This is a genomic window from Streptomyces sp. NPDC059740 (genome assembly GCF_042733155.1).
Lineage (GTDB): Bacteria > Actinomycetota > Actinomycetes > Streptomycetales > Streptomycetaceae > Streptomyces.
Genome location: NZ_JBHWGP010000009.1, coordinates 84,560 through 106,450 on the forward strand (window position 1 = coordinate 84,560; position 21,891 = coordinate 106,450).

At 74.0% G+C, this 21,891-nt stretch carries 17 protein-coding genes; 6 read left to right on the forward strand and 11 right to left on the reverse strand.

Annotated elements, in window-relative coordinates; genetic code table 11:
* Positions 1-351 precede the first annotated feature (351 nt).
* On the forward strand, positions 352-1,077 hold the full coding sequence (locus ACFV3R_RS13890) for a hypothetical protein (protein ID WP_385580758.1): 726 nt from the start codon (positions 352-354) through the stop codon (positions 1,075-1,077).
* A 73-nt stretch (positions 1,078-1,150) separates the two neighbouring features.
* Here the strand turns inward: ACFV3R_RS13890 and ACFV3R_RS13895 are convergent, their stop codons facing one another.
* The 5 genes from ACFV3R_RS13895 to ACFV3R_RS13915 all read right to left on the reverse strand — a co-directional run bounded on the left by ACFV3R_RS13895 (position 1,151) and on the right by ACFV3R_RS13915 (position 8,461).
* Entirely contained in the window at positions 1,151-1,645 is a 495-nt protein-coding gene (locus ACFV3R_RS13895) for a hypothetical protein (protein WP_385580762.1), read from the reverse strand.
* A 41-nt stretch (positions 1,646-1,686) separates the two neighbouring features.
* Complete coding sequence (locus ACFV3R_RS13900; protein ID WP_385580766.1) at positions 1,687-2,937, reverse strand: putative T7SS-secreted protein; 1,251 nt, start codon at positions 2,935-2,937, stop codon at positions 1,687-1,689.
* 18 nt (positions 2,938-2,955) lie between these two features.
* A complete protein-coding gene (locus tag ACFV3R_RS13905) occupies positions 2,956-3,285 on the reverse strand; it encodes a hypothetical protein (protein ID WP_385580769.1) in 330 nt (109 codons plus the stop codon).
* Positions 3,286-3,680: 395 nt separating this feature from the next.
* Positions 3,681-4,886 (reverse strand): SWIM zinc finger family protein, encoded by a 1,206-nt coding sequence (locus ACFV3R_RS13910; protein ID WP_385580771.1) that lies wholly within the window; start codon positions 4,884-4,886, stop codon positions 3,681-3,683.
* A gap of 359 nt (positions 4,887-5,245) precedes the next feature.
* Positions 5,246-8,461 carry an SNF2-related protein gene (locus ACFV3R_RS13915; protein ID WP_385580774.1) on the reverse strand — a complete coding sequence of 1,072 codons (3,216 nt, stop codon included), beginning with the start codon at positions 8,459-8,461 and terminating at the stop codon, positions 5,246-5,248.
* A gap of 296 nt (positions 8,462-8,757) precedes the next feature.
* Here ACFV3R_RS13915 and ACFV3R_RS13920 point away from each other — a divergent pair, with 296 nt between their 5' ends.
* A complete protein-coding gene (locus ACFV3R_RS13920; protein ID WP_385580777.1) occupies positions 8,758-9,027 on the forward strand; it encodes a DUF6343 family protein in 270 nt (89 codons plus the stop codon).
* Between the two features lie 154 nt (positions 9,028-9,181).
* On the opposite strand, the gene ACFV3R_RS13925 is transcribed toward ACFV3R_RS13920, so the two are convergent.
* On the reverse strand, positions 9,182-9,697 hold the full coding sequence (locus ACFV3R_RS13925) for a nucleoside deaminase (RefSeq protein WP_385580780.1): 516 nt from the start codon (positions 9,695-9,697) through the stop codon (positions 9,182-9,184).
* 161 nt (positions 9,698-9,858) lie between these two features.
* On the opposite strand from ACFV3R_RS13925, the gene cynR reads away from it, so the two are divergent.
* The gene (gene cynR, locus ACFV3R_RS13930) at positions 9,859-10,761 is read left to right on the forward strand and encodes a transcriptional regulator CynR (protein ID WP_385580783.1); all 903 of its coding nucleotides are present in this window, start codon (positions 9,859-9,861) and stop codon (positions 10,759-10,761) included.
* A gap of 33 nt (positions 10,762-10,794) precedes the next feature.
* Here cynR and ACFV3R_RS13935 read toward each other — a convergent pair whose 3' ends face one another.
* The 4 genes from ACFV3R_RS13935 to rpsA form a co-directional block, all read right to left on the reverse strand.
* On the reverse strand, positions 10,795-11,160 hold the full coding sequence (locus ACFV3R_RS13935) for a tetratricopeptide repeat protein (RefSeq protein ID WP_385580786.1): 366 nt from the start codon (positions 11,158-11,160) through the stop codon (positions 10,795-10,797).
* A 165-nt stretch (positions 11,161-11,325) separates the two neighbouring features.
* On the reverse strand, positions 11,326-11,916 hold the full coding sequence (coaE, locus tag ACFV3R_RS13940) for a dephospho-CoA kinase (protein ID WP_385580789.1): 591 nt from the start codon (positions 11,914-11,916) through the stop codon (positions 11,326-11,328).
* Positions 11,917-11,992: 76 nt separating this feature from the next.
* Positions 11,993-12,940 carry a PAC2 family protein gene (locus tag ACFV3R_RS13945; protein ID WP_385580792.1) on the reverse strand — a complete coding sequence of 316 codons (948 nt, stop codon included), beginning with the start codon at positions 12,938-12,940 and terminating at the stop codon, positions 11,993-11,995.
* 365 nt (positions 12,941-13,305) lie between these two features.
* Positions 13,306-14,820 (reverse strand): 30S ribosomal protein S1, encoded by a 1,515-nt coding sequence (rpsA, locus tag ACFV3R_RS13950; protein WP_385580795.1) that lies wholly within the window; start codon positions 14,818-14,820, stop codon positions 13,306-13,308.
* Positions 14,821-15,287: 467 nt separating this feature from the next.
* Between rpsA and ACFV3R_RS13955 the strand changes: the two genes are divergently transcribed.
* The gene (locus ACFV3R_RS13955) at positions 15,288-16,157 is read left to right on the forward strand and encodes a class I SAM-dependent methyltransferase (protein WP_385580798.1); all 870 of its coding nucleotides are present in this window, start codon (positions 15,288-15,290) and stop codon (positions 16,155-16,157) included.
* Between the two features lie 63 nt (positions 16,158-16,220).
* Positions 16,221-18,806 carry an ATP-dependent helicase HrpB gene (gene hrpB, locus ACFV3R_RS13960; protein ID WP_385580801.1) on the forward strand — a complete coding sequence of 862 codons (2,586 nt, stop codon included), beginning with the start codon at positions 16,221-16,223 and terminating at the stop codon, positions 18,804-18,806.
* 97 nt (positions 18,807-18,903) lie between these two features.
* Here the strand turns inward: hrpB and ACFV3R_RS13965 are convergent, their stop codons facing one another.
* Positions 18,904-20,670, reverse strand: coding sequence for a lytic murein transglycosylase (locus ACFV3R_RS13965; RefSeq protein WP_385580804.1), 1,767 nt, complete (start codon positions 20,668-20,670; stop codon positions 18,904-18,906).
* Positions 20,671-20,853: 183 nt separating this feature from the next.
* On the opposite strand from ACFV3R_RS13965, the gene ACFV3R_RS13970 reads away from it, so the two are divergent.
* Positions 20,854-21,828 (forward strand): DUF4184 family protein, encoded by a 975-nt coding sequence (locus tag ACFV3R_RS13970; protein WP_385580806.1) that lies wholly within the window; start codon positions 20,854-20,856, stop codon positions 21,826-21,828.
* The last annotated feature ends 63 nt before the right edge of the window (positions 21,829-21,891 follow it).

The following is a 21,891-nucleotide window of genomic DNA, read 5'->3' on the forward strand; positions in this document are numbered from 1 at the left end:
TGTGCGGCGGGCTCGAGCGTCGGCGCCGGGCTGGATGAGCACTGCGGCGGTGGGACGGGATTCCCTTCTGCTGAGAGGAACGTAAGCAGTGCGCAGCCGGGGCGGGGACGTAGCCGCGTGCGGCAGGCGAAGACCTGGTCAAGATCGTCGAGCGTCGGGCCGACGACTGCCTCGGGCGCGGAGGCGGCTTCGCACCGAGGACGAGCTGAGGGGTCCCGGGACGGTCGAAGCTGCGCCGTCCGTGGGGCGCCCGGCACGCCCGTCCGCCTCCCGGCAGGCGGAATCCGGCGCGGAGTGGTCCCGTGGCCCCGGTATTCGCTTCCGCCGCACTGTCCGACATACTCATGCCGCATGGAAGAGGCTCAGGAAGGACTCATTGCGCTCGGCACCCTCCTGTTCATGGTCGCCGCTCTGGTCGGCGGCATATGGGTTTGGCTACGAGGGAAGAAGAAGGGGAGCCCAAACCCGCAACGGCGTGAAGAAATCATGCAGTTGGTGAGGAACCGAGGGTGGACACACGTCGGTGTCGTGCCCGACGGGGCCGATCGCTACTGCGGCGGTTCCCCACTGCCCACCACGTGCAAGAACGTGCCCGTACAGGACCACATCGTGGGTGAGTACCGTGGCCGCACGATCAGTTGCTTCGAGTATGTCCGGCGGGACAGGGACGTGGACGGGCCGGACACGGTGAAGCACTTCGCCCTGTTCACAGTGACTCTTTCGACGTCCGTGCCACGGCTGATCGTCAAGAAACCGCGGTTCGGTGACAAGGTGAACGCCCGCATGGAGAATGTGTTCAGCGCCGGCAGGGTGATGGAGTTGGGCGACCCCGCGTTCGACGACACATTCCTCCTGGTCGCCGACGAGCAGAAGTCCGCACGAGAAATCCTGTCAGGTCCGTTGACGAGGTTTCTCATGTCCGATGAACGCTCTCGCGACTGGCCGCTCCGCTTCCAGGGCGACCTCCTCATCACCTCACGCCCCGGGCGCCTGCTGGCGGAACACATCGACCAGATGCTGGACTATCTCTGCGACGTCGTGGACCAGTTGCCCGTCCAGGCCACACGCACGTACTGAGAAGGGTTAAGCCCGCGGTGAGCCCTGGCGACACGTCACCGAGGCTCACCGCGGGCATCGGAGTGCCCATGTCTCATGCCTTGCCGGAGTTCGCCGGCCGAATGGACCGGACGAATTCCTCGAAGTCCTCCGCGACCTGTTCCAGCTGCGACTGTTTGGCCGTCAGCGCGAGTTCGATCACCGCCTTCCTGGACGGGTCGCGCGCGTCGCGCATGAGCAGGTAAACCTGGTTCTGGATCAGTTCGGTGGGCCGCTTACGCAATGTGGTGGAGACACGCAGAGTCTGCGTCAGGGCGGGAATCTCCGGTGTCCCTCCCTGAGCCTGCCGGGCGACGCTCACCGCGGCCCCCTCACGTAGGCGCTGAACCGACTCGTGCGCGAGGGCCATCAGGTCGACATCCCCCTCGTGGTCCTTGCCCGCGATGGTGATATTCGCGGTGAAGGTGTCCTGCGATGCGGGATGGAGGGCAATGAAAGCCACCCCCGGAGCACCGACCTCGTCGGGGGGCGCCGGCTGCCAGCCCTCCGGCAGTGAGAACTCGATTTTCAGGGGCAGTGTGGTTGCCATTGTCGGTCAACTCCCTAGTGTGCGAGGTGCGCGGCCCAGTGTTATCCGAAGGGATTGAGGGACTCCAACCCGTTACCCACCGCGTCGAGCCCTTCACCCACCTTGTCCCCTATGTCACCGACCGTGTCCACGACCTTCTGTGGGTCGACCTCGACTTGGAACCCGACCTTCCCCCCGAGGCCGAGTCCCACCCCCACGTCGGCGCCGATCTCGAACTTCCCGTTCTTCACGCCGAGGTCCGCGTGGGCCTCGGCCCCCACCCCGGCCCACCCCTCGGCGGTGGCACCGGCCCCGATGCCGCCCACGTCCGCGTGGGCGTTGGCCGTCGCCTTGGCGCCCGCGAACGCCTCGGCGCCCGCGTGCACCCCGTCCTTTCCTGCTGACAGACTGCCTTGAGCCTCGGCGCCGGCGAAAGCCTCCGCGTCCGCCTTGAGGGCGGCGGGACCGTACTCGACTCCTCCCTCCGCGGACGCCTGCGCCAGATACGCCTTACCTCCGAGCGTGGCCTCGAGCCTGCCGTCCTTGACCGACGCGCCCACCGTTCCGTCCACGCCGAGCAGTTTGACGCCGGCCTTTCCGGAGACCTTTCCGTCGTCGCCGAACTGCGACTCACCTTCGGCCTCCTTGCCCCAGACCTTCGCCTCACCCTTCCGCTCCCACAGCTTGGCCTCGAAGGAGCGGGACTTTCCCCCTTCGGTGTCGTCGGTGGACGCGTCCGGGTCGGGTGTTGAGGCGCCGAAATGCCTCTTTCGCTGATCGCTGAGCGGGTCGGATTCATGCTCTTTCCAGGGCATGCTTGACTTTCCCGACTCCTCCATCTGCTCAGCGGTCTTGCTCGCCCTCTGAAGCCAGGAAGGTGCGTTGGAGGCGCCGCCGGCCGCATTTTCCAGCTTTCCCGCCGCGGTGTCAGCCTCTTCCCGCACGTAGTTCCGGGCGTTGTGGAGGACCAGCTGGGCCTGGGCCCTCTCGCCTCCCTCCCACAACTCGATGGCGTCCTGCGCCTTGTCCTGTGCCGCGCCGAGCGCACTGGCATATCTGCTGATCGCCGAGGCTGCGTCGGACAGCGCGTCGGAGGCGTAGAGCCAGTTCTTCTTCTCCCCGGAAAGCCTGTCCGAGAACTGGTCACTGGCCGGACCGTGCCAGCCTGATATGCGTACGGCGCCGAGGCCGCGCGCGACGGTCTCGAATTTTTCGGACTGCTTCCGCAGGGCCCGCGCGACACCCTCCACGGCCCCGACATTGCCGGGTATCAGTTCCCTGGGGTCCGTGGTCCCGCCCAATTCCTGTGTCATGCCCGCCCCCGCGTCTCGCTACAGCCCCGAACCGTCTTTGTGCTGATCGACATACTTCATGTATTCGCCGATATGGGCTTCGTTGAATTCGTATGTGTCAGCTTCGCGCTTCAGCTTGTCCGACACGTCTTCCGATCGGTCGTCAAGAACGCGATGAGCCACGTCCCATGTGTTGCAGAAGGACTCGAACTTGTCAGCGAGGATCTTGTCGCCCTGATCGGTACCGTCGAAGTCGTCGTTCAGCGTCGAGAAGTCGGCACCCCTGGCGGGCGTCAGGCATTTCAATACATCCGAGGCGCCGGATCGGAGCTCGTCCGGGTCAACCCTGAAACTGTCAATGCTGGTCATTCCTGAAAGACCCCCGTGAATGTGCACTGCGCCCACGTGAGTCGGCGCTGCGGTTCGGGTGAACCTATCACCACCTGTGGCCACGTCAGGTTGGCGGGGCGGTTGGGTTAAAATCGTCCGCAACTAGCCTGATTGACCCACGGGTTACACCGTTCGCCCCTTTGCCGAAGCGCACGGGTAGTTCTCGCTTGTGAACATGACGTAATGGCGAGTGGTTCAACTGATGTGGATTCCGCGGGGATTCGTGAGGGTCCACTACGGTCCACGCCATGGGAAATTCTGCGTCAGTCGCGGGCGGGGTCCTGCCGTGCCAGGTGTCCGAAGCGGTGCAAGCCAATGCCCCGACGCACCAACGCACCAACGCACCAACGCACCGAACGAGAGCGCTCCCCGGTTCACCCCAGGAGCGCTCGAAGGACCGTGGTGGGGTCGCGGTGGGGGCGGCCCGCCGGCCACCAGTCGGCTGTGCCCGGCTCGGACTCGTAGGGGTACCAGCGGCCGTCGCGGCCGAAGCGGAGCTGGACGCCTAGGTCGGAGGCGGTGAGACGGTTGCGGTGGGGACGCAGCGCCGGCAGGCCCGCGGCCGAGAGGGCACCGCGAGCCCGGTCGAAGTCCCCGGCCGGCGGGTCCCAGGTCTCCTCCTGGAGCGCCAGGCCCTCCTCCTCGCCCTGGCGCCATGCGGCGACCGAGCGGACCAGTTCCTCCACGGTGCGCCCGGTCGCAGCCGCCAGGTCGCGGTAGAGGCCGCGGGTGGTCGTGGTCAGGCCCGAGGTGGGCAGGGCCGCGGCCAGCCGCACGGCGTCGCGCCAGGTCCCCAGGCCCGCCGCGAACAGCCGTGCCCCGGACGGCGGGACGGTGCCGGCGGCACCCGTCCTCGTGCCCGCGGGTGTCCCGCCAACGGCTTTCCCGCCGGCGGGCGTCCCGCCATCGGCTTCGCGCGGTGCGGTCGTCGGCGTGTCGGCGACGGGCTCCCGTTCCTGCCGAGCGGTGGGGGAGGCGGCGTGGCAGGCGCTCAGGAACGCGTGGGCGCGGCGTCCGGCGTCGGCGGCGAGCACCTCCAGCGTCGTGGCGGGCGTGGCCAGTCCGCGGGTGTCCGGGAGGGTGGGCGCCGGGCCGGGGAGGTCGGGCAGCGGGAGCAGCGGCGGCAGGGCGAGGCGGGCCGCCGGGGACGGGCCGCGGGTCAGGGCGTGCAGCGCGGGGACACCGGTGTCCTGGCCGGGGGCGGGGACGGTCGGCGCGGCGGAGAGGCGGTCGTTGCGCTGCTGGAGGTCCGCCAGCACCGTCCGCTCCTCGCGGCCCCGCAGCCGGAGCAGGAGGAGGGGGTCGGCGTCCAGGAGGCGCGCGGTCCTGAAGCAGAGGGCGGCGGCGTGCTTGCAGGGGTGGCCGCGGTCCGGGCACGAGCAGTACGGGCGGAGTTCCCCGGGGGCGGGCAGCAGCGGGACGCCGCCCAGGGTCAGCTCCTCGGGCAGCCGTCCGCCGAGCAGGGCTTCGAGCTGTTCGGGGGCCGCGGCCACCCCTTCCAGGAGCGCCTCCCAGTCGGTATCCGCCAGCGGCGGTACCCGGAACCCCGCGCGGTAGGGCTGGGCCCGGCTGCCGTGCACCGGAGCCTGGACCCGGCCGGAGCTGACGGTGATCTCGCCGACGTGGCCGTCCCTGGCGTAGGAGCGGCCGCGCGCAAGGCGCCCGGCGTCGGTCGCCGCCTCCTCCCATGCCGCAAGCCACGTCCTCCCCCACCAGGTCCGTGCGTCAGCGGAGGTCGCGTGGGAGTTTGGCCGCGTCTCGGTGTCCGGCGCGTTGCTCCCGGGTGCGTCGGCGCCGAGTGGGTCGTTCCCGCATGCGGGCCTTCCCGGTGGGTTCGCCCCTGGTGCCTCGCCCCCCGGTGCGGTACGGAAGGGCTGTCGCCGCCGGCGGGGCGCGGGGCCGGGGTACGGGGTGGGCCGCTCGTCGGGCCGGTGCGGGCTCACGGTCGCCTCCGCAGCCGGACCAGGTCGGACAGTTCGGCGTCGGTGAGTTCGGTCAGCGCCGCCTCCCCGCCGCTGAGCACCGCGTCGGCCAGGGCGCGCTTGGCGGTCAGGAGTTCGGCGATCCGCTCCTCCACCGTGCCCTCCGCGACGAGGCGGTGGACCTGGACGGGCTGGGTCTGGCCGATGCGGTACGCGCGGTCGGTGGCCTGGTCCTCGACGGCCGGGTTCCACCAGCGGTCGTAGTGGATGACGTGGCCGGCCCGGGTGAGGTTCAGGCCGGTACCGGCGGCCTTCAGGGAGAGCAGGAAGACGGGCACCGCTCCGGACTGGAACCTGTCGACCATCTCCTGGCGCGCGGCGACCGGCGTGCCGCCGTGCAGGAGCTGGACGGGCACGCCACGGGAGGTGAGGTGGCGTTCCAGCAGCCGGGCCATCTCGACGTACTGGGTGAAGACCAGCGCGGCCCCGCCCTCGGCCAGGACGGTGTCCAGCAGTTCGTCGAGGAGTTCGAGCTTGCCGGAGCGCGCGGTCAGTCCGGGGACCGTCTCCTTGAGGTACTGCGCCGGGTGGTTGCAGATCTGTTTGAGCGAGGTGAGGAGGGACATCACCAGTCCGCGGCGGGCCATGCCGCGGGCGTTCGCGATGCGGTCCATCGTCTCCCGCACCACCGCCCGGTAGAGGGCCGCCTGTTCGCGGCCCAGGCCGACGGGGTGGTCGGTCTCGGTCTTCGGCGGGAGTTCGGGCACGATGCCGGGGTCGGACTTGGTGCGCCGCAGCACGAACGGCCTGACCAGCCGCGCCAGCCGGGCGGCGGCCTCGGGGTGTTCGCCGCCCTCCACGTCCCGGGCGTGCAGCGCCCGGAAGGAGGTCAGTGGTCCGAGCAGGCCGGGCGTCGTCCAGTCCAGCAGCGCCCACAGTTCGGAGAGGTTGTTCTCCACCGGGGTGCCGGTGAGGGCGACGCGGGCGGGCGCGGGGATGTCGCGCAGTGCGCGGGCCGTGGCGGAGCGCGCGTTCTTGACGTGCTGCGCCTCGTCGGCGACCACCAGCGACCAGCGGTGCCCGGCCAGTTCCGCCGCCCTGGAGCGCATGGTCTGGTAGGTCGTCAGCACGAACCCGTCGGTGACGCCGGCCAGGCTGCGGCCCGGGCCGTGGAAGCGGTGCACGGCCGTGCCGGGCGCGAAGCGTTCGATCTCCCGCTGCCAGTTGCCGAGCAGCGACGCCGGGCACACCACGAGCCACGGCCGGGTAGGGCGTCGCAGCAGGTGGAGGGCGATGACGGTGACGGTCTTGCCCAGTCCCATGTCGTCGGCCAGGCAGCCCCCGAGCCCCAGCGAGGTCATGCGGTCGAGCCAGCCGACGCCGCGGCGCTGGTAGCCGCGGAGGGTGGTGGTCAGCCCGGCGGGCTCGGCGCAGGGCGCGGGCGGGGCACCGAGGGTCTCGCGCAGGGCGGCGAGGACACCGGTGGGGATCACCTCCAGCCGCCCCTCGGGCAGCTCCGCGGTGCCGGAGAGGGCGGCGGCGAGGGCGTCCGGGGGTGCGAGGTGCCCCAGCTCGCGGCGGCGCGCCCGGCGTACCAGGGCGGGGTCGACCGGCACCCACTGGTCGCGGAGCCGCACCAGGGGCCGGTGGGCTTCGGCGAGGGCGTCCACCTCCTCCTCGGTGAGCGTCACGCCGTCCAGGTCGAAGCGCCAGCGGACCTCCGCGAGCCGCCCGGCGTCGAAGAACCCGAAGCCGTCGGCGGCGGTGCCCGGCGCCTGCCGCACCACGGCGGTCGTGGTGAGCCCGCGGGCGAAGTCCCTCGGCCAGTGGACGGCGACGCCCGCCGCTGCCAGTCGCGGAGAGGCCTCGGCCAGCAGGTCGTGGAGTTCGTTCTCGCTCAACGGCAGCACGTCGGGAACGGGCCGCTCCAGAAGCCGTCCGAGCGGCGGCCAGAGGTCAGCCGCCCGGCGCAGCGCGAGGTGGGTCGCGGCCCGGGCACGCTCCCCCATGCCTGCCGGCGCCTCGTCCGTCCACAGCTCTGCGGCGTCCGCCAGCAGGGTGGGGTCCCGGAGGCTGTGCACCTGCGGGACGACGGCAGCTGCCGCGCGTTCCTCCATGCCGGTGGACGGACCGGCGCCGCGGGAGGGGCCGGTACCGAGGTGGACACCGGGCGGCTCACCCGGGGCGTCACCGATGCCGCCGCCGGGACCGTGTCCGCCGCCGGAGTGGGCCTGCGCCCGGTCGCCGGAGCCGGGCCCGGAGCCGTCAGGGCCTGCCTCGGGGGCGTCGGGACCGGCGGCCTGCGGTGGGAGCGGTGCCCCGTCGTCCGCCGCCGGGCCGGCGGCGTCCTCGGCACGGCGGTCGTAGAGCCGGTGGGGGTCGAGGTCGAGGCGGAGCGAGAGCCGCACCCCGGCGTCGGTGCCCGCCGCGACCCGCGCGGCCCAGGGGCGGGCCTCCGGCAGGCGGTGGACGGGCCAGGCGCCGAAAGCCGTAGGGCTGAGGTGACCGGCCGCCGGGGTGCGCGGCAGCGCGTCGACGACCGCGTCGCACAGCGCCCGCACCAGGGCCAGCGGCTCGGGGACGCGCAGCGGTCCGCTGCCCGGCAGTGGCACGGCGTACCCCTCCGGCGGGAGGGCGTCGGCGACGGCGCGGGCATGGGCGACGTCCTCGGCGTCCCACGGTCCGGCGCGCCAGGCGTCGGCGTCGGTGCCCGTCAGCCCGGGCAGCAGGCGGCCGCGCGCCGCCAGGTGGAGGGCGTGGTGCACCGCCGCGCCCCAGCACGCCGCGGTGGGGTGCGAGGACGGGTCCAGGCGGGCCCGGGCGAGCAGCGGGACGGCGTCCGGGACGGTCAGGGTGAGGGCGGGGACCTCCTGGCGCCGCACGCCGCCCGCGCCGAGCCGTGCCACGGTGAGGCGGGTGACGCCCGGTACGGGGTCGTGGGCGTCCGGGCCGGGGCGGGCCTCGGGCGCCGGCGTCCGCCGGGCGGGCGCTGCGGGGGTCTCGGTCACGGCCTCGGGCAGGGGGCCGCCGTCCGGCCGCCAGAAGGCGACGACCGAGGCGCGGGGCGGGTCCGCCGGCAGGAAGACGGCGGCGCAGCGGGACAGCGCTCCGCCCTGCGCGGCTCCTCGGCCGTCCTCGCGCACTGCTTCCGTCCTCCGGTTCCCGCCCGCGGCCGGCCGTACCAGGGTTGCCCCCACCGCCCCGGCGACCCTCTCAGCCGCTGCGTGCTCCATCTCTCCCCCTTCCACCATCCCAGGCGCGGACCGCGGCCGTCGTGGCCGGACCCGGCGTGGCCGCCACCACCTGCTGCCGCCGCTCCCCATACAAGCAGGCACCACTGACATCGGACGGCGGCAGCACGGGCCCTCACCGGCGCCCGGCCCTCCTCGTCGGCGTGCACGGCGGCTCTGCCCCGGCCCCGCGTGCCGAGGCGGACCGTGACGGCGGCGGGGAGCGGGGCGCACGATGGAGGGGGGCCACGTACAGGGCACGGCGCCGCGGGCACCGTCAGGCGGGGCAGGTGAGAGGGATGCGGACAGGCTACGAACCGGTGCAGGCACGCAGCGCGCTGCGGACCCGGCGGTGGCTCGCCCTGTGGGGGCTGGTCTGGGCCGCGGGCGGTACCGCGCTGTTCGTGCTGGTGGACCGACCCGGCTGGGCGGCGGCGTGCGCGGCGGTGGCGGCCGTGGCCGCCGTGGACCTCGCAGTGGTGGTACGCCACATCCACCAGGGGCCGCACTACCAGCCGGGCCCCGACGTCCCGCCCTACCCGCCGCCCGACGGTCCGCGGCACCGCTGAGCGCGGGGGCCGGCCCGGTACGAGCGGGGACGTGCGGCGGGTGAGGGCGACGCCGGGACGTGGCGGGAAGCCCTCCGCCCCCCGGCAGGTGAGGACAGGCCGAGGGCCCCTGGAACCGGCCGCAGGGAGAGGGGCCCTCGTGCGCCCGGGGCGGTCAGCGCCCGTTGTCGGCGACCGGCGCGCCCGGCACCCGCCGGTCACCGCCGTTGCGGTCCTGCCACAGCCGGTAGACGTCCACCGAACCCTCGCGCGGCTCGTGGCGCATCGGCAGCCGGCGCTCCTGCCACGGCTTGGCGAACTCCTCGTAGAAGGTGCTCAGTTCGAAGTACCGGCGGTCGTCGACGTAGTGCGGCTCGTAGGCGTCCCGGGTGGTGACGAACACGACCTCTTCCGGCGAGCAGTAGTAGAGGGCGCCCAGGCACATCGGGCAGGGCTGCGCCAGCACGTACACCGTGGCGCCCGTCAGGTGCTCGGTGCCCAGGCGGGTGCACGCGTCACGGATGGCGAGGACCTCCGCGTGGGCCGTCGGGTCGTGGCTCTGGGCGACCTCGTTGGCCCGCTCGGCGATGATCTCGCCGTCCTTGACGATCACGGTGGCGAACGGGCGCCCCCCTTCGAGGACGTTCTGGCGGGCCAGGTCGATGGTGCGCTGCACGTGATCCGTTTCCATGGGGTGCCTTTCGTGGGTCCTCGGGGTTCCGGTCCGTCGGTCACCGTCCGGCACAGCAGGGCGAACCGACCGTTCCAGTGTGGATGAGCTGGGCCTATAGAGTCCAAGACGCCTTACCCATGACTGCCATAGCTCCCGTCTATGGCGGTTAGGCTGGCGGTATGGCTCCAGTGGAACTGCGTCATCTGCGTTACCTGCTCGCCGTCGCGGAGCACGGCAGCTTCACCCGGGCGGCCGAGGACCTGCACGTCTCCCAGCCGACCCTGTCCCAGCAGATCCGCCGGCTGGAGAAGGCGGTGGGCCTGCCCCTGCTGGAACGCACCGCCCGTACGGTGCGCCCGACGGACGCGGGCGAGGTCTACCTGCGCCACGCCCGGCGGGCGGTACGGGAGCTGGCCGCCGCGCACCGGGCCGTACAGGACGTGCAGGACCTGTCCCTGGGAAGCCTGCGGCTGGGCGTCACCCCCACCTTCACCGCCTACCTCGTCGGGCCGCTGCTGGGCGCGCTCCACGCCCACCACCCCGGGCTGCGCCTCACCGTGAGCGAGGCCCCCCAGGACCACTTGGAGGAGACGCTGCTCGCCGGCGACCTCGACGTGGGGATCGGCTTCCTCGGCGCACACGCGCCCGGAATCGGTGCCGAACCGCTGTTCACCGAGACGCTCGCCCTGGTGACCGGCGCCGACGCACCGCCCTCCCCCGACCCCGTTCCCGTCGCGGACCTGGCCGGACGCGACCTCGCGCTGCTCGGCACCGAGTTCGCGACCCGGACCAGGATCGACACCTACTTCGCCGGCCAGGACGTCCGCCCGCGGGTCACCGTCGAGGCGGACTCCGTCCTGGCGCTCGCCGAGATCGTCCGGGGCGGCCCGCTGGCCACCGTCCTGCCCCGCGCCGTGGCCCAGGACCGGCCCGGGCTGACGGCGCTGGCCCTGGACCCGCCACTGCCCCACCGCACCGCGGCCCTGCTGACCAGGGACGGCGGCTACCGCTCCGCTGCGGTGCGCGCGTTCACCGCACTGCTGCACGCACACATCGGGCAGCGCGGGCTCCCCCCGGCCTGACCGCGCCGCGGGCCGGTGCCTTGGGGCCGCCCGTCACTCGTCGTCGAAACGTGCCGCCGCGACGAAGTCGGGGCGGGGCTCCAGCGCGGCAGCGAGGCGGAAGTGGCGACGGGCCTCGTCGACGCGGGCGGCGCGCTCCAGGGTGCGGCCCAGCGCGTAGTGCGCGAAGGCGTTGTCCGGCTCGCGCTCCAGCACCACCTGGAACTCCAGCTCGGCAGAGCGCAGGGAGGCGGCGAGGAAGAAGGCACGGGCCCGCAGCAGCCGGGCCGCGGTGTTCTCCGGGTGGGCGGTGATGAGGGGGTCGAGCAGCTTCACCGCGCCGCGGGGATCGCGGGCGGACAGCAACTGCTCGGCGGCGCGGAAGTCGATGACGTCGGTCTCGGGACTGCGGTCCGGCACGTTGTGCTCCTCTCGTACGTACCGCCGGCGGCGCGGGCGGTCGCGCCAGTGCGGTGCGCGGCCGACCTCCCGCGCACCCACGACACCGGCACAACACCGCGGCCGCCCGCCCGATTCCGCGCCCGGACGGCCCGGGGCACCGGGCTGCGCCACGGCGCCGGGGTCTCAGCGGGCGCGCAGGTCCTCCCAGAGCTCCCGCACCCGCGGCTCCAGGTCCGCCAGCGGGCCGTCGTTGTCGATGACGATGTCGGCTGCCGCCCGGCGCTCCTCACGGGTGGCCTGGGCGGCCATGCGGGCGCGGGCCTCGTCCTCGGACATGCCCCGCAGCTTCACCAGCCGCTCCAGCTGCGTCTCGGGACGGGCGTCGACCACCACGACCAGGTCGTAGAGCGGGGCCAGGGAGTTCTCCGTCAGCAGCGGCACGTCGTGGACGACGACCGCGTCCTGCCCGGCCGCCGACTCCAGCGCGGCGGAGCGTTCCCGCACCAGGGGGTGGACGATGGCGTTGAGGGCCGCGAGGCGCTCGGGGTCGGAGAAGACCAGGGCGCCGAGCCGGGGCCGGTCCAGCGTGCCGTCGGCGCGCAGCATCTCCTCGCCGAACTCCGCGACGACCGCGGCGAGTCCGGGTGTGCCCGGCTCGACGACCTCGCGGGCGATGCGGTCGGAGTCCACGATCACCGCGCCGTAGGACGCCAGCAGCCGTGACACTTCGCTCTTGCCGGCACCGATACCGCCGGTCAGCCCCACCTTCACCATGGGGCAAGGCTAGCGGGGGCCCGGCGCGGCCCTGCGGCGGGCCGCCCGGTCCCGGCGGGGCGCGCGGACGCGGACCTCATCCGCCCTGTTCGCCGTTCTCCCGTTCGGCCAGGAACCGCTCCAGCTCGCGGCCGATCTCGTCCGCCGAGGGCAGTTCGGAGGGCTCCGCCACCAGGCTGGGACGCGTCAGGGCGCCGGCGACGGCGTCGTACTGGTGCTCAAGGCCGCTGACCATGCCGACGAGTTCCTCGTCCCCCTCGGTGATCTGCCGCTCGATCTCCTCCTGGACCCGCAGCGCCTCGGTCCGCAGGTTGTGGGCGATGGTCGGCAGCACCAGGCCGGTGGCAGCGGTGATCGCCTCCAGGGCGGTGAGCGCCGCGTCGGGGTAGCCGGACCGCGCCAGGTAGTGGGGGACGTGCGCGGCGACGCCGAGGACGTCGTGGCCGGCCTCGGCCAGCCGGTACTCCACCAGCGCCTCGGCGCTGCCGGGCACTTGTGCCTCGTCGAACGGGCTGCGGTGGCCGGGCACCAGGTCGGTGCGGTTGCCGTGGGGGGTGATGCCGACGGGACGGGTGTGCGGAACGCCCATCGGGATGCCGTGGAAGTTGACGGCGAGCCGCACGCCCAGGCGCTTGACGATCTGGCCGACGGCCGCCGCGAAGCGCTCCCACTCCACGTCCGGTTCGGGCCCCGCGAGGACCAGGAACGGCGCCCCGGTGGCGTCCTGCACCAGGTGGACCTCCAGGGCGGGCACCTCGTAGCCGGCCCAGCGGTCGCGCCGGAAGGTCAGCAGCGGACGGCGTGCCCGGTAGTCCACCAGCCGGTCGTGGTCGAAGCGCGCCACCACCTGGTGCGGCTGGGTGTCGAGGAGTGCCTCGACGATCTGGTCGCCGGTCTCCCCCGCGTCGATGTAGCCGTCGAAGTGGTACAGCATGACCAGCCCCGACGACTCCTGGGCGAGCGCCGTGTCCACGACGGACAGGCCCTTGGGGTCCCATGCGTACAAGTCCTGCGGATCGTGCACTGTGACCGCTCCTCCTCGTGTTCGTCAGGGAACAACATGCGAGGCGACGCACGCATTCCCCGCCGGCCCCACGTCGCGCCCCACGCCACGTCCCCCGCTCGTGCGGCTTTCCCACTCGTGCGGCTTTCCGTGCGCGGCCGGCCGGCGGAGTCCGCTCAGCGGGCTGTCACGGCCGCCCGGGCCTGCATGCGCCCGCCGCGTCCGCGCTGGGCGCGGCATGCGCTTCCCGCCCCGGACGGCCACCGCTCACCGCCCGCGCAGCCCGGCTGCGGACAGCACTGTGGCCCCACCCGTCACGGGTGGGGCCACAGTGTCTATCCGTCTACCGCGGTGCGGATCTCCGTACGGCCGGGGCCGTCAGGAGGTCAGCTCTGGCCGCCGGCCAGCTTCTCGCGGAGGGCGGCCAGGGCCTCGTCGGAGGCCAGGGCGCCGGAGGTGTCCTGCGACTCGGAGCTGTAGGAGCCACCGCCGCCGCCGGCGTTGCCGCCGCCGTTGCCGCTCGGCGTCGGAGCCGCAGCGCCCTCGGCCGCCGCCTGCTCGTCGGCCTCGCGGGACTTGATGACCTGCGCCTGGTGCTGCTCGAAGCGCGTCTGCGCCTCGGCGTACTGGCGCTCCCACTCCTCGCGCTGCTTCTCGTAACCGGGCAGCCAGTCGTTGGCCTCCGGGTCGAAGCCCTCGGGGTAGATGTAGTTGCCCTGGTCGTCGTAGGACGCGGCCATGCCGTACAGGGTCGGGTCGAACTCGACCGCCGACGGGTCGGCACCGAAGGACTCGTTGGCCTGCTTCAGCGAGAGGCTGATGCGACGGCGCTCGAGGTCGATGTCGATGACCTTGACGAAGATCTCGTCGTTGACCTGGACGACCTGCTCCGGGATCTCCACGTGGCGCTCGGCCAGCTCGGAGATGTGGACCAGGCCCTCGATGCCCTCGTCGACGCGGACGAACGCACCGAACGGCACCAGCTTGGTGACCTTGCCGGGGACGACCTGGCCGATCTGGTGGGTGCGGGCGAACTGCTGCCACGGGTCTTCCTGGGTCGCCTTGAGCGACAGGGAGACGCGCTCGCGGTCCATGTCGACGTCCAGGACCTCGACCGTGACCTCCTGGCCGACCTCGACGACCTCGGAGGGGTGGTCGATGTGCTTCCAGGACAGCTCGGAGACGTGCACCAGGCCGTCCACGCCACCCAGGTCCACGAAGGCACCGAAGTTGACGATGGAGGAGACGACGCCGGAGCGCACCTGGCCCTTCTGGAGGGTGGTGAGGAAGGTCTGGCGGACCTCGCTCTGGGTCTGCTCCAGCCAGGCGCGGCGGGACAGGACCACGTTGTTGCGGTTCTTGTCCAGCTCGATGATCTTGGCCTCGAGCTCCTTGCCCACGTAGGGCTGGAGGTCGCGGACGCGACGCATCTCGACCAGGGAGGCCGGCAGGAAGCCACGGAGGCCGATGTCGAGGATGAGACCACCCTTGACGACCTCGATGACGGTACCGGTGACGATGCCGTCCTCTTCCTTGATCTTCTCGATGGTGCCCCAGGCACGCTCGTACTGGGCGCGCTTCTTCGAGAGGATCAGGCGGCCTTCTTTGTCCTCCTTCTGGAGGACGAGGGCCTCGATCTCGTCGCCGACGGCGACGACCTCGTTCGGGTCGACGTCGTGCTTGATCGAGAGCTCGCGGCTCGGGATGACACCTTCGGTCTTGTAACCGATGTCGAGCAGGACCTCGTCCCGGTCGACCTTCACGATGACGCCGTCGACGATGTCGCCGTCGTTGAAGTACTTGATCGTCTCGTCGATCGCTGCGAGGAATTCTTCCTCGCTACCGATGTCGTTGACCGCAACCTGCGGGGTGGTGGCGGTGGTCTCGGTGCTGCTCGTCATGTGGGAAAGGGCTCCGGTACGGACATTGAAGTCGTAGGTACTGCTACGCCGAAGGCCCGTATCGCCTCTGCAGAAGCCGGACAGCCTTGGAGGCGCGCGACCCGGGCGCCGAACCGGTCTCTGACCGATCGGGACCCGACTGGCGCCCCGACAACCGAGGGGACAGTCAACAGATGCGAGCGCGACCTGCTCCGTCTGAGGCGCGCAGGCCCGCAGCGCAACTTGTAGCATACGGGCGCAGCCGGACGGGGTCAATGCGCGAAGGTTGCAACCGGGGCCGAAGGGCAGGAAACCCCCCATTACCGGCAGCAACGCGGTTTCGCGAGGCCACAGGACCCGGGCACGCACCGGAGCGGGCCGCGACAGCGGGTAGCGTCGCCCCCCGCGGCCCGGCGAAGGGCCGTCGATCCGAGGACCGGAAGGCGAGGATACGCCCGGTCGGTCACCGAACGCAGGCGAGGAACGCGATGCAGCAGCCGGACCACCCCAGCGCCCCGGAGGCGGACCCCGACGAGGCGGAGGCCGTGCGCCGCACGGTCGGCGCCGCGGAGTCCAGCCGCGCCAGCCGCGGCTGGTGGGACCGGAACGCGGACGACTACCAGAGCGAGCACGGCGCCTTCCTCGGCGACGACCGCTTCGTGTGGGGTCCCGAGGGCCTCGACGAGGCGGACGCCCGCCTCCTCGGCCCCGCCGGCTCGCTGCGCGGCGCGCGGGTCCTGGAGATCGGGGCCGGCGCCGCCCAGTGCTCGCGCTGGCTCGCCGCCCAGGGCGCCCGCGCGGTGGCGCTGGACCTGTCCCACCGCCAGCTCCAGCACGCGCTGCGCCTCGCCGACGCCGCAGGCCCGGCCGGGCAGGGGCCCGGGGTGGCGCTGGTGGAGGCCGACGCCGGGGCGCTGCCCTTCGCCGACGCCTCCTTCGACCTGGCCTGCTCGGCCTACGGCGCGCTGCCGTTCGTCGCCGACCCGGCCGGTGTGCTGCGCGAGGTCCGCCGGGTGCTGCGGCCCGGCGGACGCTGGGTGTTCAGCGTGACCCACCCCGTGCGGTGGGCCTTCCCCGACGAGCCCGGGCCCGAGGGGCTGAGCGTCTCCGGCTCCTACTTCGACCGCACGCCCTACGTCGAGCAGGACGAGGAGGGCCGCGCCGTCTACGTCGAGCACCACCGCACCCTGGGCGACCGGGTGCGGGACGTGGTCACCGCGGGTTTCCGCCTCGTCGACCTCGTCGAACCGGAGTGGCCGGCCTGGAACACCCAGGAGTGGGGCGGCTGGTCGCCGCTGCGCGGGAACCTGCTGCCGGGCACCGCGGTCTTCGTGTGCATCGCCGAGCCCGCAGCCTGACCCCCGGGCCCGGGGGCGCGACCTGAGGCCGAACGCCGCGCGGCGCCGCAGGACAATGGCGGGATGAGCCGTCTGGACGCCGTCGAGGACCTTCCGGTGCGCGCCGCGCTGCCCGAGTTGGAGGCGGCGCTGGCCGGACCCGGCGCCGCCGTGCTGTGCGCGCCGCCGGGCACCGGCAAGACGACACTGGTGCCGCCCGCGCTCGCCGGCCTGACGGGGACCGCGGACGGCCCGGGCCGCACGCGCCGCGTGGTGGTGGCGGAGCCGCGGCGGATGGCGGCGCGGGCCGCGGCCCGGCGCATGGCGTGGCTGCTGGGCGAGGAGGTCGGCGAACGCGTCGGCTTCTCGGTGCGCGGGGAGCGGCGGGCCGGACCGCGCACCGTCGTCGAGGTCGTCACCACCGGCGTGCTCCTGCAACGCGTCCAGCGCGACCCGGAGCTCCCCGGGGTCGACGTGGTGGTGCTCGACGAGTGCCACGAACGCCACCTGGACGCCGACACCGCGGCCGCGTTCCTGCTGGACGTACGGTCCACGCTCCGCCCCGACCTGGGTCTGGTGGCCGCGTCGGCGACCACGGACGCCGAAGGATGGGCGGCCCTGCTGGGCGGCGAGGCCGGCCCTGCGCCCGTGGTCACGGCGGCCGGTACCGCCTACCCGGTGACCACCGTGTGGGCGCCGCCGCCACGGCCGGTGCGCCCCGCCCACGGCACCCGCGTCGACCCGGCGCTGCTGACGCACCTGGCCTCGGTGGTCCGCAGGGCCCTGCGGGAGCAGACCGGGGACGTGCTCTGCTTCCTGCCCGGCGTCGGCGAGATCGCCCGGCTCGCGGGCCTGCTCGGCGGGCTGGACGCGGAGGTCCTCCAGGTGCACGGCGGTGCCCCCGCGGCGGTGCAGGACCGGGTCCTGGCCGGCGGCGGGGGGCAGCGGCGGGTGGTGCTTGCGACGTCGGTGGCCGAGTCGAGCGTGACGGTCCCCGGGGTGCGCGTGGTGGTGGACTGCGGCCTCGCCAGGGAACCCCGGGTGGACCACGCGCGGGGGCTCAGCGCGCTGACGACCGTACGCGCCTCCCGGGCCGCCGCCCGGCAGCGGGCGGGACGCGCCGGCCGTGAGGCGCCCGGCACCGTCTACCGCTGCTGGAGCGAGGCGGAGCACGAGCGGCTGCCCCGCTTCCCCTCGCCGGAGATCGCCGTGGCCGACCTCGGCTCCTTCGCGCTGCGGGCGGCCTGCTGGGGCGACCCCGGGGCGCGGGGGCTGGCGCTGCTCGACCCGCCGCCGCCCGGCGCGCTGGCCGCCGCCCAGGAGGTGCTGGTCTCCGTCGGCGCCGTCGACGCCGCGGGACGGGCGACGCCCCGCGGGGAGCGCATGGCCCGCACCGGACTGCCGCCCCGGCTGGCGCGGGCGCTGCTGGACGCCGCACCGGAGGTCGGTGCGCGGCGCGCGGCGGAGGTGGTGGCGCTGCTGAGCGAGGAGCCGCCGCGGGAGTACGGCGACGACCTCGCGGCGGCCTGGCGTGCGGCAGGCCGCGGCGGGGACGGGTATGCGGCGCGCTGGCGGCAGGAGTCCCGGCGGCTGCGCTCGGCGCTGGCCGGAGCGGACGGACCACGCGAGGGGCGTCCGCCGCGCGGGGCGGACGCGGGGCACGGCGGGTCGCCGGAGGCCGGCGGGCGCGGGGACGACGCCGTGGCCGGGCTGGTCGCGGCCCTGGCGTACCCGGAGCGGGTGGCGCGTACCAGGGGCGGCGGCTCCTACCTGATGGCCTCGGGCACCGGCGCGCAGCTCCCGGCCGGCTCGGCGCTGGCCGCCGCCGAGTGGCTGGCGGTGGCCGTGGCGGACCGGCCGGTGGCCGCCGCCTCCGCCCGGGTGCGGCTGGCCGCCGTCGTCGACGAGGAGACGGCCCGCGCCGCAGCCTCGGCCCTGCACGCGCGGGAGCGGGAGGTGCACTGGCAGGGCGGCGACGTGGTGGCCCGGGAGGTGGAGCGGCTGGGCGCCCTCGAACTGGTCTCGCGCCCGTTGCGCAGCCCCGAGCCCCGGCTGGTGACCGCGGCGCTGCACGAGGGGCTCCGCCGCGAGGGCCTGGGGCTGCTGCGGTGGCCGGAGCACGCGGTGCGCCTGCGGGAACGCCTGGCCTTCCTGCACCAGGTGCTGGGCGCCCCCTGGCCCGACGTCTCGGACGCCGCGCTGCTGTCGGACCCTTCCTCGTGGCTGGAGCCGCGGTGGTCGGCCGCCCGGCGCCGCGCGGACCTGGCCGCCCTCGACGCCGGGCGGGCGCTGGAGACCCTGCTGCCGTGGGCGGACGGCAGTGCCGCCCGCTTCGACGAACTGGCCCCGGAGCGGCTGGAGGTGCCCAGCGGTTCCCGGGTGCGGGTGGACTACTCAGGGCAACAGCCGGTCCTGGCAGTGAAGTTGCAGGAGATGTTCGGCTGCCGGAGTTCGCCGGTGGTCGCCGGCGGCCGGGTCCCCGTGGTGGTCCACCTGCTCTCGCCCGCCGGCCGGCCGCTGGCCGTCACCGCCGACCTCGCCTCGTTCTGGCGGGACGGCTACCGCTCGGTGCGCGCCGAGATGCGGGGTCGCTACCCGCGTCACCCCTGGCCGGAGGACCCGGTCTCGGCGGAACCGACCCGGCACACCACGGCCCGTCGCCGCCGCTGAGCGGTGCGTCGGCACCGCGGTTGCGTCGGGGGCCGGGGTCTGCCCGGCACTGTGGTGCGGCCCGGGCGGGGCGTGCCGCGCACGCCCCGCCCCGGTCTCACTCCTTGCGGGCTCCGGTTGCCGTCGCGGCGGGGGACGCGGAGCCGCTCGGGGACGGTGAGGCGGGGGCCGTCGCCGTGCCGTCGGGGTCGGCGGCGGTCACCTTCAGGTCGATGACGAGGGCGACGCCGTCGGCCGTGGTGAGGCGGAGCTTGAAGGTGCCGGTCTTCCCGTCGGTGTGGATGGCCGGGAGGGTGAGAGTGCCGTCCTCGCCGGTCTTCAGGCCGGCCAGGGTGCGCACCGGCTTGCCGTCGCCGTCCTCGGGCAGGAAGAAGGGGCCCTCGTCGTTCTCCTCCGGTTCCTTGCCGTCCGCCGTGGAGTCGGGGTCGATCATGGTCGCCGTCACCGGCAGGTCCGCGACGGCCTTGCCCTGGTAGGTGGCGCGCACCTGCACGTCGTCCGCGAAGGTGGAGTCGGTGGTGGCGGTCAGTTCGTCGTCCGTGGTGCGGGCGAGGGCGTCGGCCTTCGGTGCGGGCACGGCGGTGACGGTGCGGGTGAAGGTGACGGCCTCGACGCTCCCGGCGGCGTCACCGCTCAGCTCCGCGCGGACGGTGAAGGTGCCGGGCTTCTTCCCCGCGGTGAGGGCGGGCGCGGTCGCGGTGCCGTCGGCGCCGGTGGCGACCGCGGCGTGGTCGGCCCCGCCCGGGAAGGTGCTGCCGGTGGCGCCGCTGATCGTGAACCGGACGGTGACGCCGGCCACCGCCTTCCCGGCGCTGTCCGTCACGCGGACCCGCGCGCTCTGCGCGAACCGGGTGCCGGCGACCGCCTCGCCGCGGGCGTCGCCGAGCCGCTCCAGGGCGGCCGGCCCGGAAGGATCGGACGGGTCGGACGGGTCGGGCTTTCCGGGGTCGGGCTTGCCCGGGTCGTGCGGCTTCGCGGGCCCGGGCTCGGAGGGGGCGGAGCCGCTCGGCGAAGGCGAAGCCGGGGCGGAGGGCGTGGGGCTGCCGTGCGACGAGCCGGCCCCGGACGGGGAACCGCCGGCGTCGGGCACCTCACGGCTGCCGTTGCGGTAGTACCCGTACCAGGCCAGGACCGTACGCAGGTACGCGTCGGAGTGGTTGTAGCCGAGAACGGCGGCGTCGCGGTCGGCGGCGACGGCGAGGTCGCGGTCGTTCGCGCACAGGTAGGAACCGGCCGCCAGCGACGCGTCGTAGACGTTGCTCGGGTCCCTGCGGCCGTCGCCGTTGCCGTCGGCGCCCCAGCGGGCCCAGGTGGAGGGGATGAACTGCATGGGCCCCACCGCCCGGTCGTGGACGGTGTCGCCGTCGAGCCGGCCGCCGTCGGTGTCGGTGATACGGGCGAAGCCGTCGCCGTCGAGCACCGGCCCGAGGATCGGACTGAGCGTGGTCCCCGCGGAGTCGACCCGGCCGCCCGAGGCGTGCCCCGACTCCACCTTCCCGATGGCGGCGAGGAGTTGCCAGGGCAGGTGGCAGCCCGGCTGGGACGCGGCGAGGCGGGTCTGCGCCCGTCTGTAGGCGGCGAGCACGGTGGCCGGGATGCCGTCGCTGCCGGGCGTCGCGGGCGCGGTGGTGACGGCCGGGTCCGGTGTCGCCGGTCCCGCGGTCCCCCTGGGGGGCGGCAGTTCACCGTGGTACTGCGAACCACCACCGTCTATGGGGGTGCTCTCCTCGCTGCTCGCCGCCCGGTCGGCGGTGGGCCGGGCCTCCCCCGGTGCCTGCGAGGCGGTGAGTGCCGCCAGGGCGAGGGCCGTGACGGCTGCGGTCGCCGCGCCCCGGTAGTGACGTCGCCGAATCCTGGGTGCCATACGCCGATCTCCTCCGCTTCCCCCCGCCCCGGGCGAGGAGGGAAAAGTGCCGATGCCGAACTCGCTCGTGCCCGTCGGGTGAACACCGACGCCCTGGACAGGAGGTGACACTACGACAACTTCCTATGAGCCTCCACAGTTCAGATTGGCGACATACTGATCGCAATCGATCAGGAGACGTGCATGCCGTTCACTCTCAGCCATGCTGCCGCAGTCCTGCCCGCCCTCCGCGCCGACGGCACAGCACGGAGCGGCCTGTGCGCCTCGGCCCTCGTCGCTGGCTCCTTCGCCCCCGACGTGCCCTACTTCGCCGCCTCCCTCGACGCACACGCCATGGCCCTCGGCCGGATCACCCACTCCCCGGCCGCCGCGGCCACCGTGGACGTCGCCGTCGCCGCAGCGCTCGTCGGCTGCTGGCTCCTGGTCCGCGACCCCCTCGTCGCCCTGCTGCCCGCCACCGCACAGGGCCGCGTCCACGCAGCGCTGACCGGCCGCGGCGCCCCGGCCGCACAGCCCGCCGCCCTCCGCACACTCACCGGCCGCCCGGCCGACTCGGCGACGGCCGCTCCACCCCGCCCGCCACGCACAGGAGCCACCGAGCACCGCCGCATCCGACGACCGGGGGCACCGGGGCGTGCCGTGCGCTTCGCGGTCTCCGCCGCCGTGGGCGCCGGCACCCACCTCCTGTGGGACGCCTTCACCCACCAGGGGCGCGCAGGGGTACGCGCCTTCCCCGCACTGAACACCCCCGTGGCCGGCATGCCGTGGTACTCGGCACTGCAGTACGGCACCTCGGCGCTGGCCCTGCTCGTCCTCGCCCGCTACGGCACCCACGTCCTCCGGCGCGTCGGCACACGCCCCACTCCCCCGAGCCTTGCCGCCCTCACGCCCCGGGCCCGGCGCACCGGCGTCCTCCTGCTCGCCGCCGGCATCGGGCTCGGCGCGGCCCACCGCTGCGCCGGCCTGTACGCGGCCTCGGCGGGAACTGCCCGCCCGGAGGAGTACCTGCCCGCCGTCTGCTTCGGCGCCGGAGCCGGACTCACCGCCGCCGCACTCGCACACGCCGCGGTCACCGCCCGCACCGCCGGACGGGGCCGCCGCCCGGGCCACCGGGAAGCCACGCCGGCACCACCCCGGGACCGCACCTCCACCGGCTGAGGAGACCGGGACCGAGGAAAGGCCGGCGGCGCGCCCCGCACCCGGGGACGCCACCGGCCACAC

Bases quoted from the DNA above. Each gene is read 5' to 3' on its own strand.
- ACFV3R_RS13970 (WP_385580806.1), top strand. From the start codon at position 20,854: ATGCCGTTCACTCTCAGCCATGCTGCCGCAGTCCTGCCCGCCCTCCGC.
- ACFV3R_RS13925 (WP_385580780.1), bottom strand. From the start codon at position 9,697: ATGGAAACGGATCACGTGCAGCGCACCATCGACCTGGCCCGCCAGAAC.
- ACFV3R_RS13895 (WP_385580762.1), bottom strand. From the start codon at position 1,645: ATGGCAACCACACTGCCCCTGAAAATCGAGTTCTCACTGCCGGAGGGC.
- hrpB (WP_385580801.1), top strand. From the start codon at position 16,221: ATGAGCCGTCTGGACGCCGTCGAGGACCTTCCGGTGCGCGCCGCGCTG.
- ACFV3R_RS13955 (WP_385580798.1), top strand. From the start codon at position 15,288: ATGCAGCAGCCGGACCACCCCAGCGCCCCGGAGGCGGACCCCGACGAG.
- cynR (WP_385580783.1), top strand. From the start codon at position 9,859: ATGGCTCCAGTGGAACTGCGTCATCTGCGTTACCTGCTCGCCGTCGCG.
- ACFV3R_RS13920 (WP_385580777.1), top strand. From the start codon at position 8,758: ATGCGGACAGGCTACGAACCGGTGCAGGCACGCAGCGCGCTGCGGACC.
- coaE (WP_385580789.1), bottom strand. From the start codon at position 11,916: ATGGTGAAGGTGGGGCTGACCGGCGGTATCGGTGCCGGCAAGAGCGAA.
- ACFV3R_RS13965 (WP_385580804.1), bottom strand. From the start codon at position 20,670: ATGGCACCCAGGATTCGGCGACGTCACTACCGGGGCGCGGCGACCGCA.
- ACFV3R_RS13900 (WP_385580766.1), bottom strand. From the start codon at position 2,937: ATGACACAGGAATTGGGCGGGACCACGGACCCCAGGGAACTGATACCC.
- rpsA (WP_385580795.1), bottom strand. From the start codon at position 14,820: ATGACGAGCAGCACCGAGACCACCGCCACCACCCCGCAGGTTGCGGTC.
- ACFV3R_RS13890 (WP_385580758.1), top strand. From the start codon at position 352: ATGGAAGAGGCTCAGGAAGGACTCATTGCGCTCGGCACCCTCCTGTTC.
- ACFV3R_RS13915 (WP_385580774.1), bottom strand. From the start codon at position 8,461: ATGGAGCACGCAGCGGCTGAGAGGGTCGCCGGGGCGGTGGGGGCAACC.
- ACFV3R_RS13905 (WP_385580769.1), bottom strand. From the start codon at position 3,285: ATGACCAGCATTGACAGTTTCAGGGTTGACCCGGACGAGCTCCGATCC.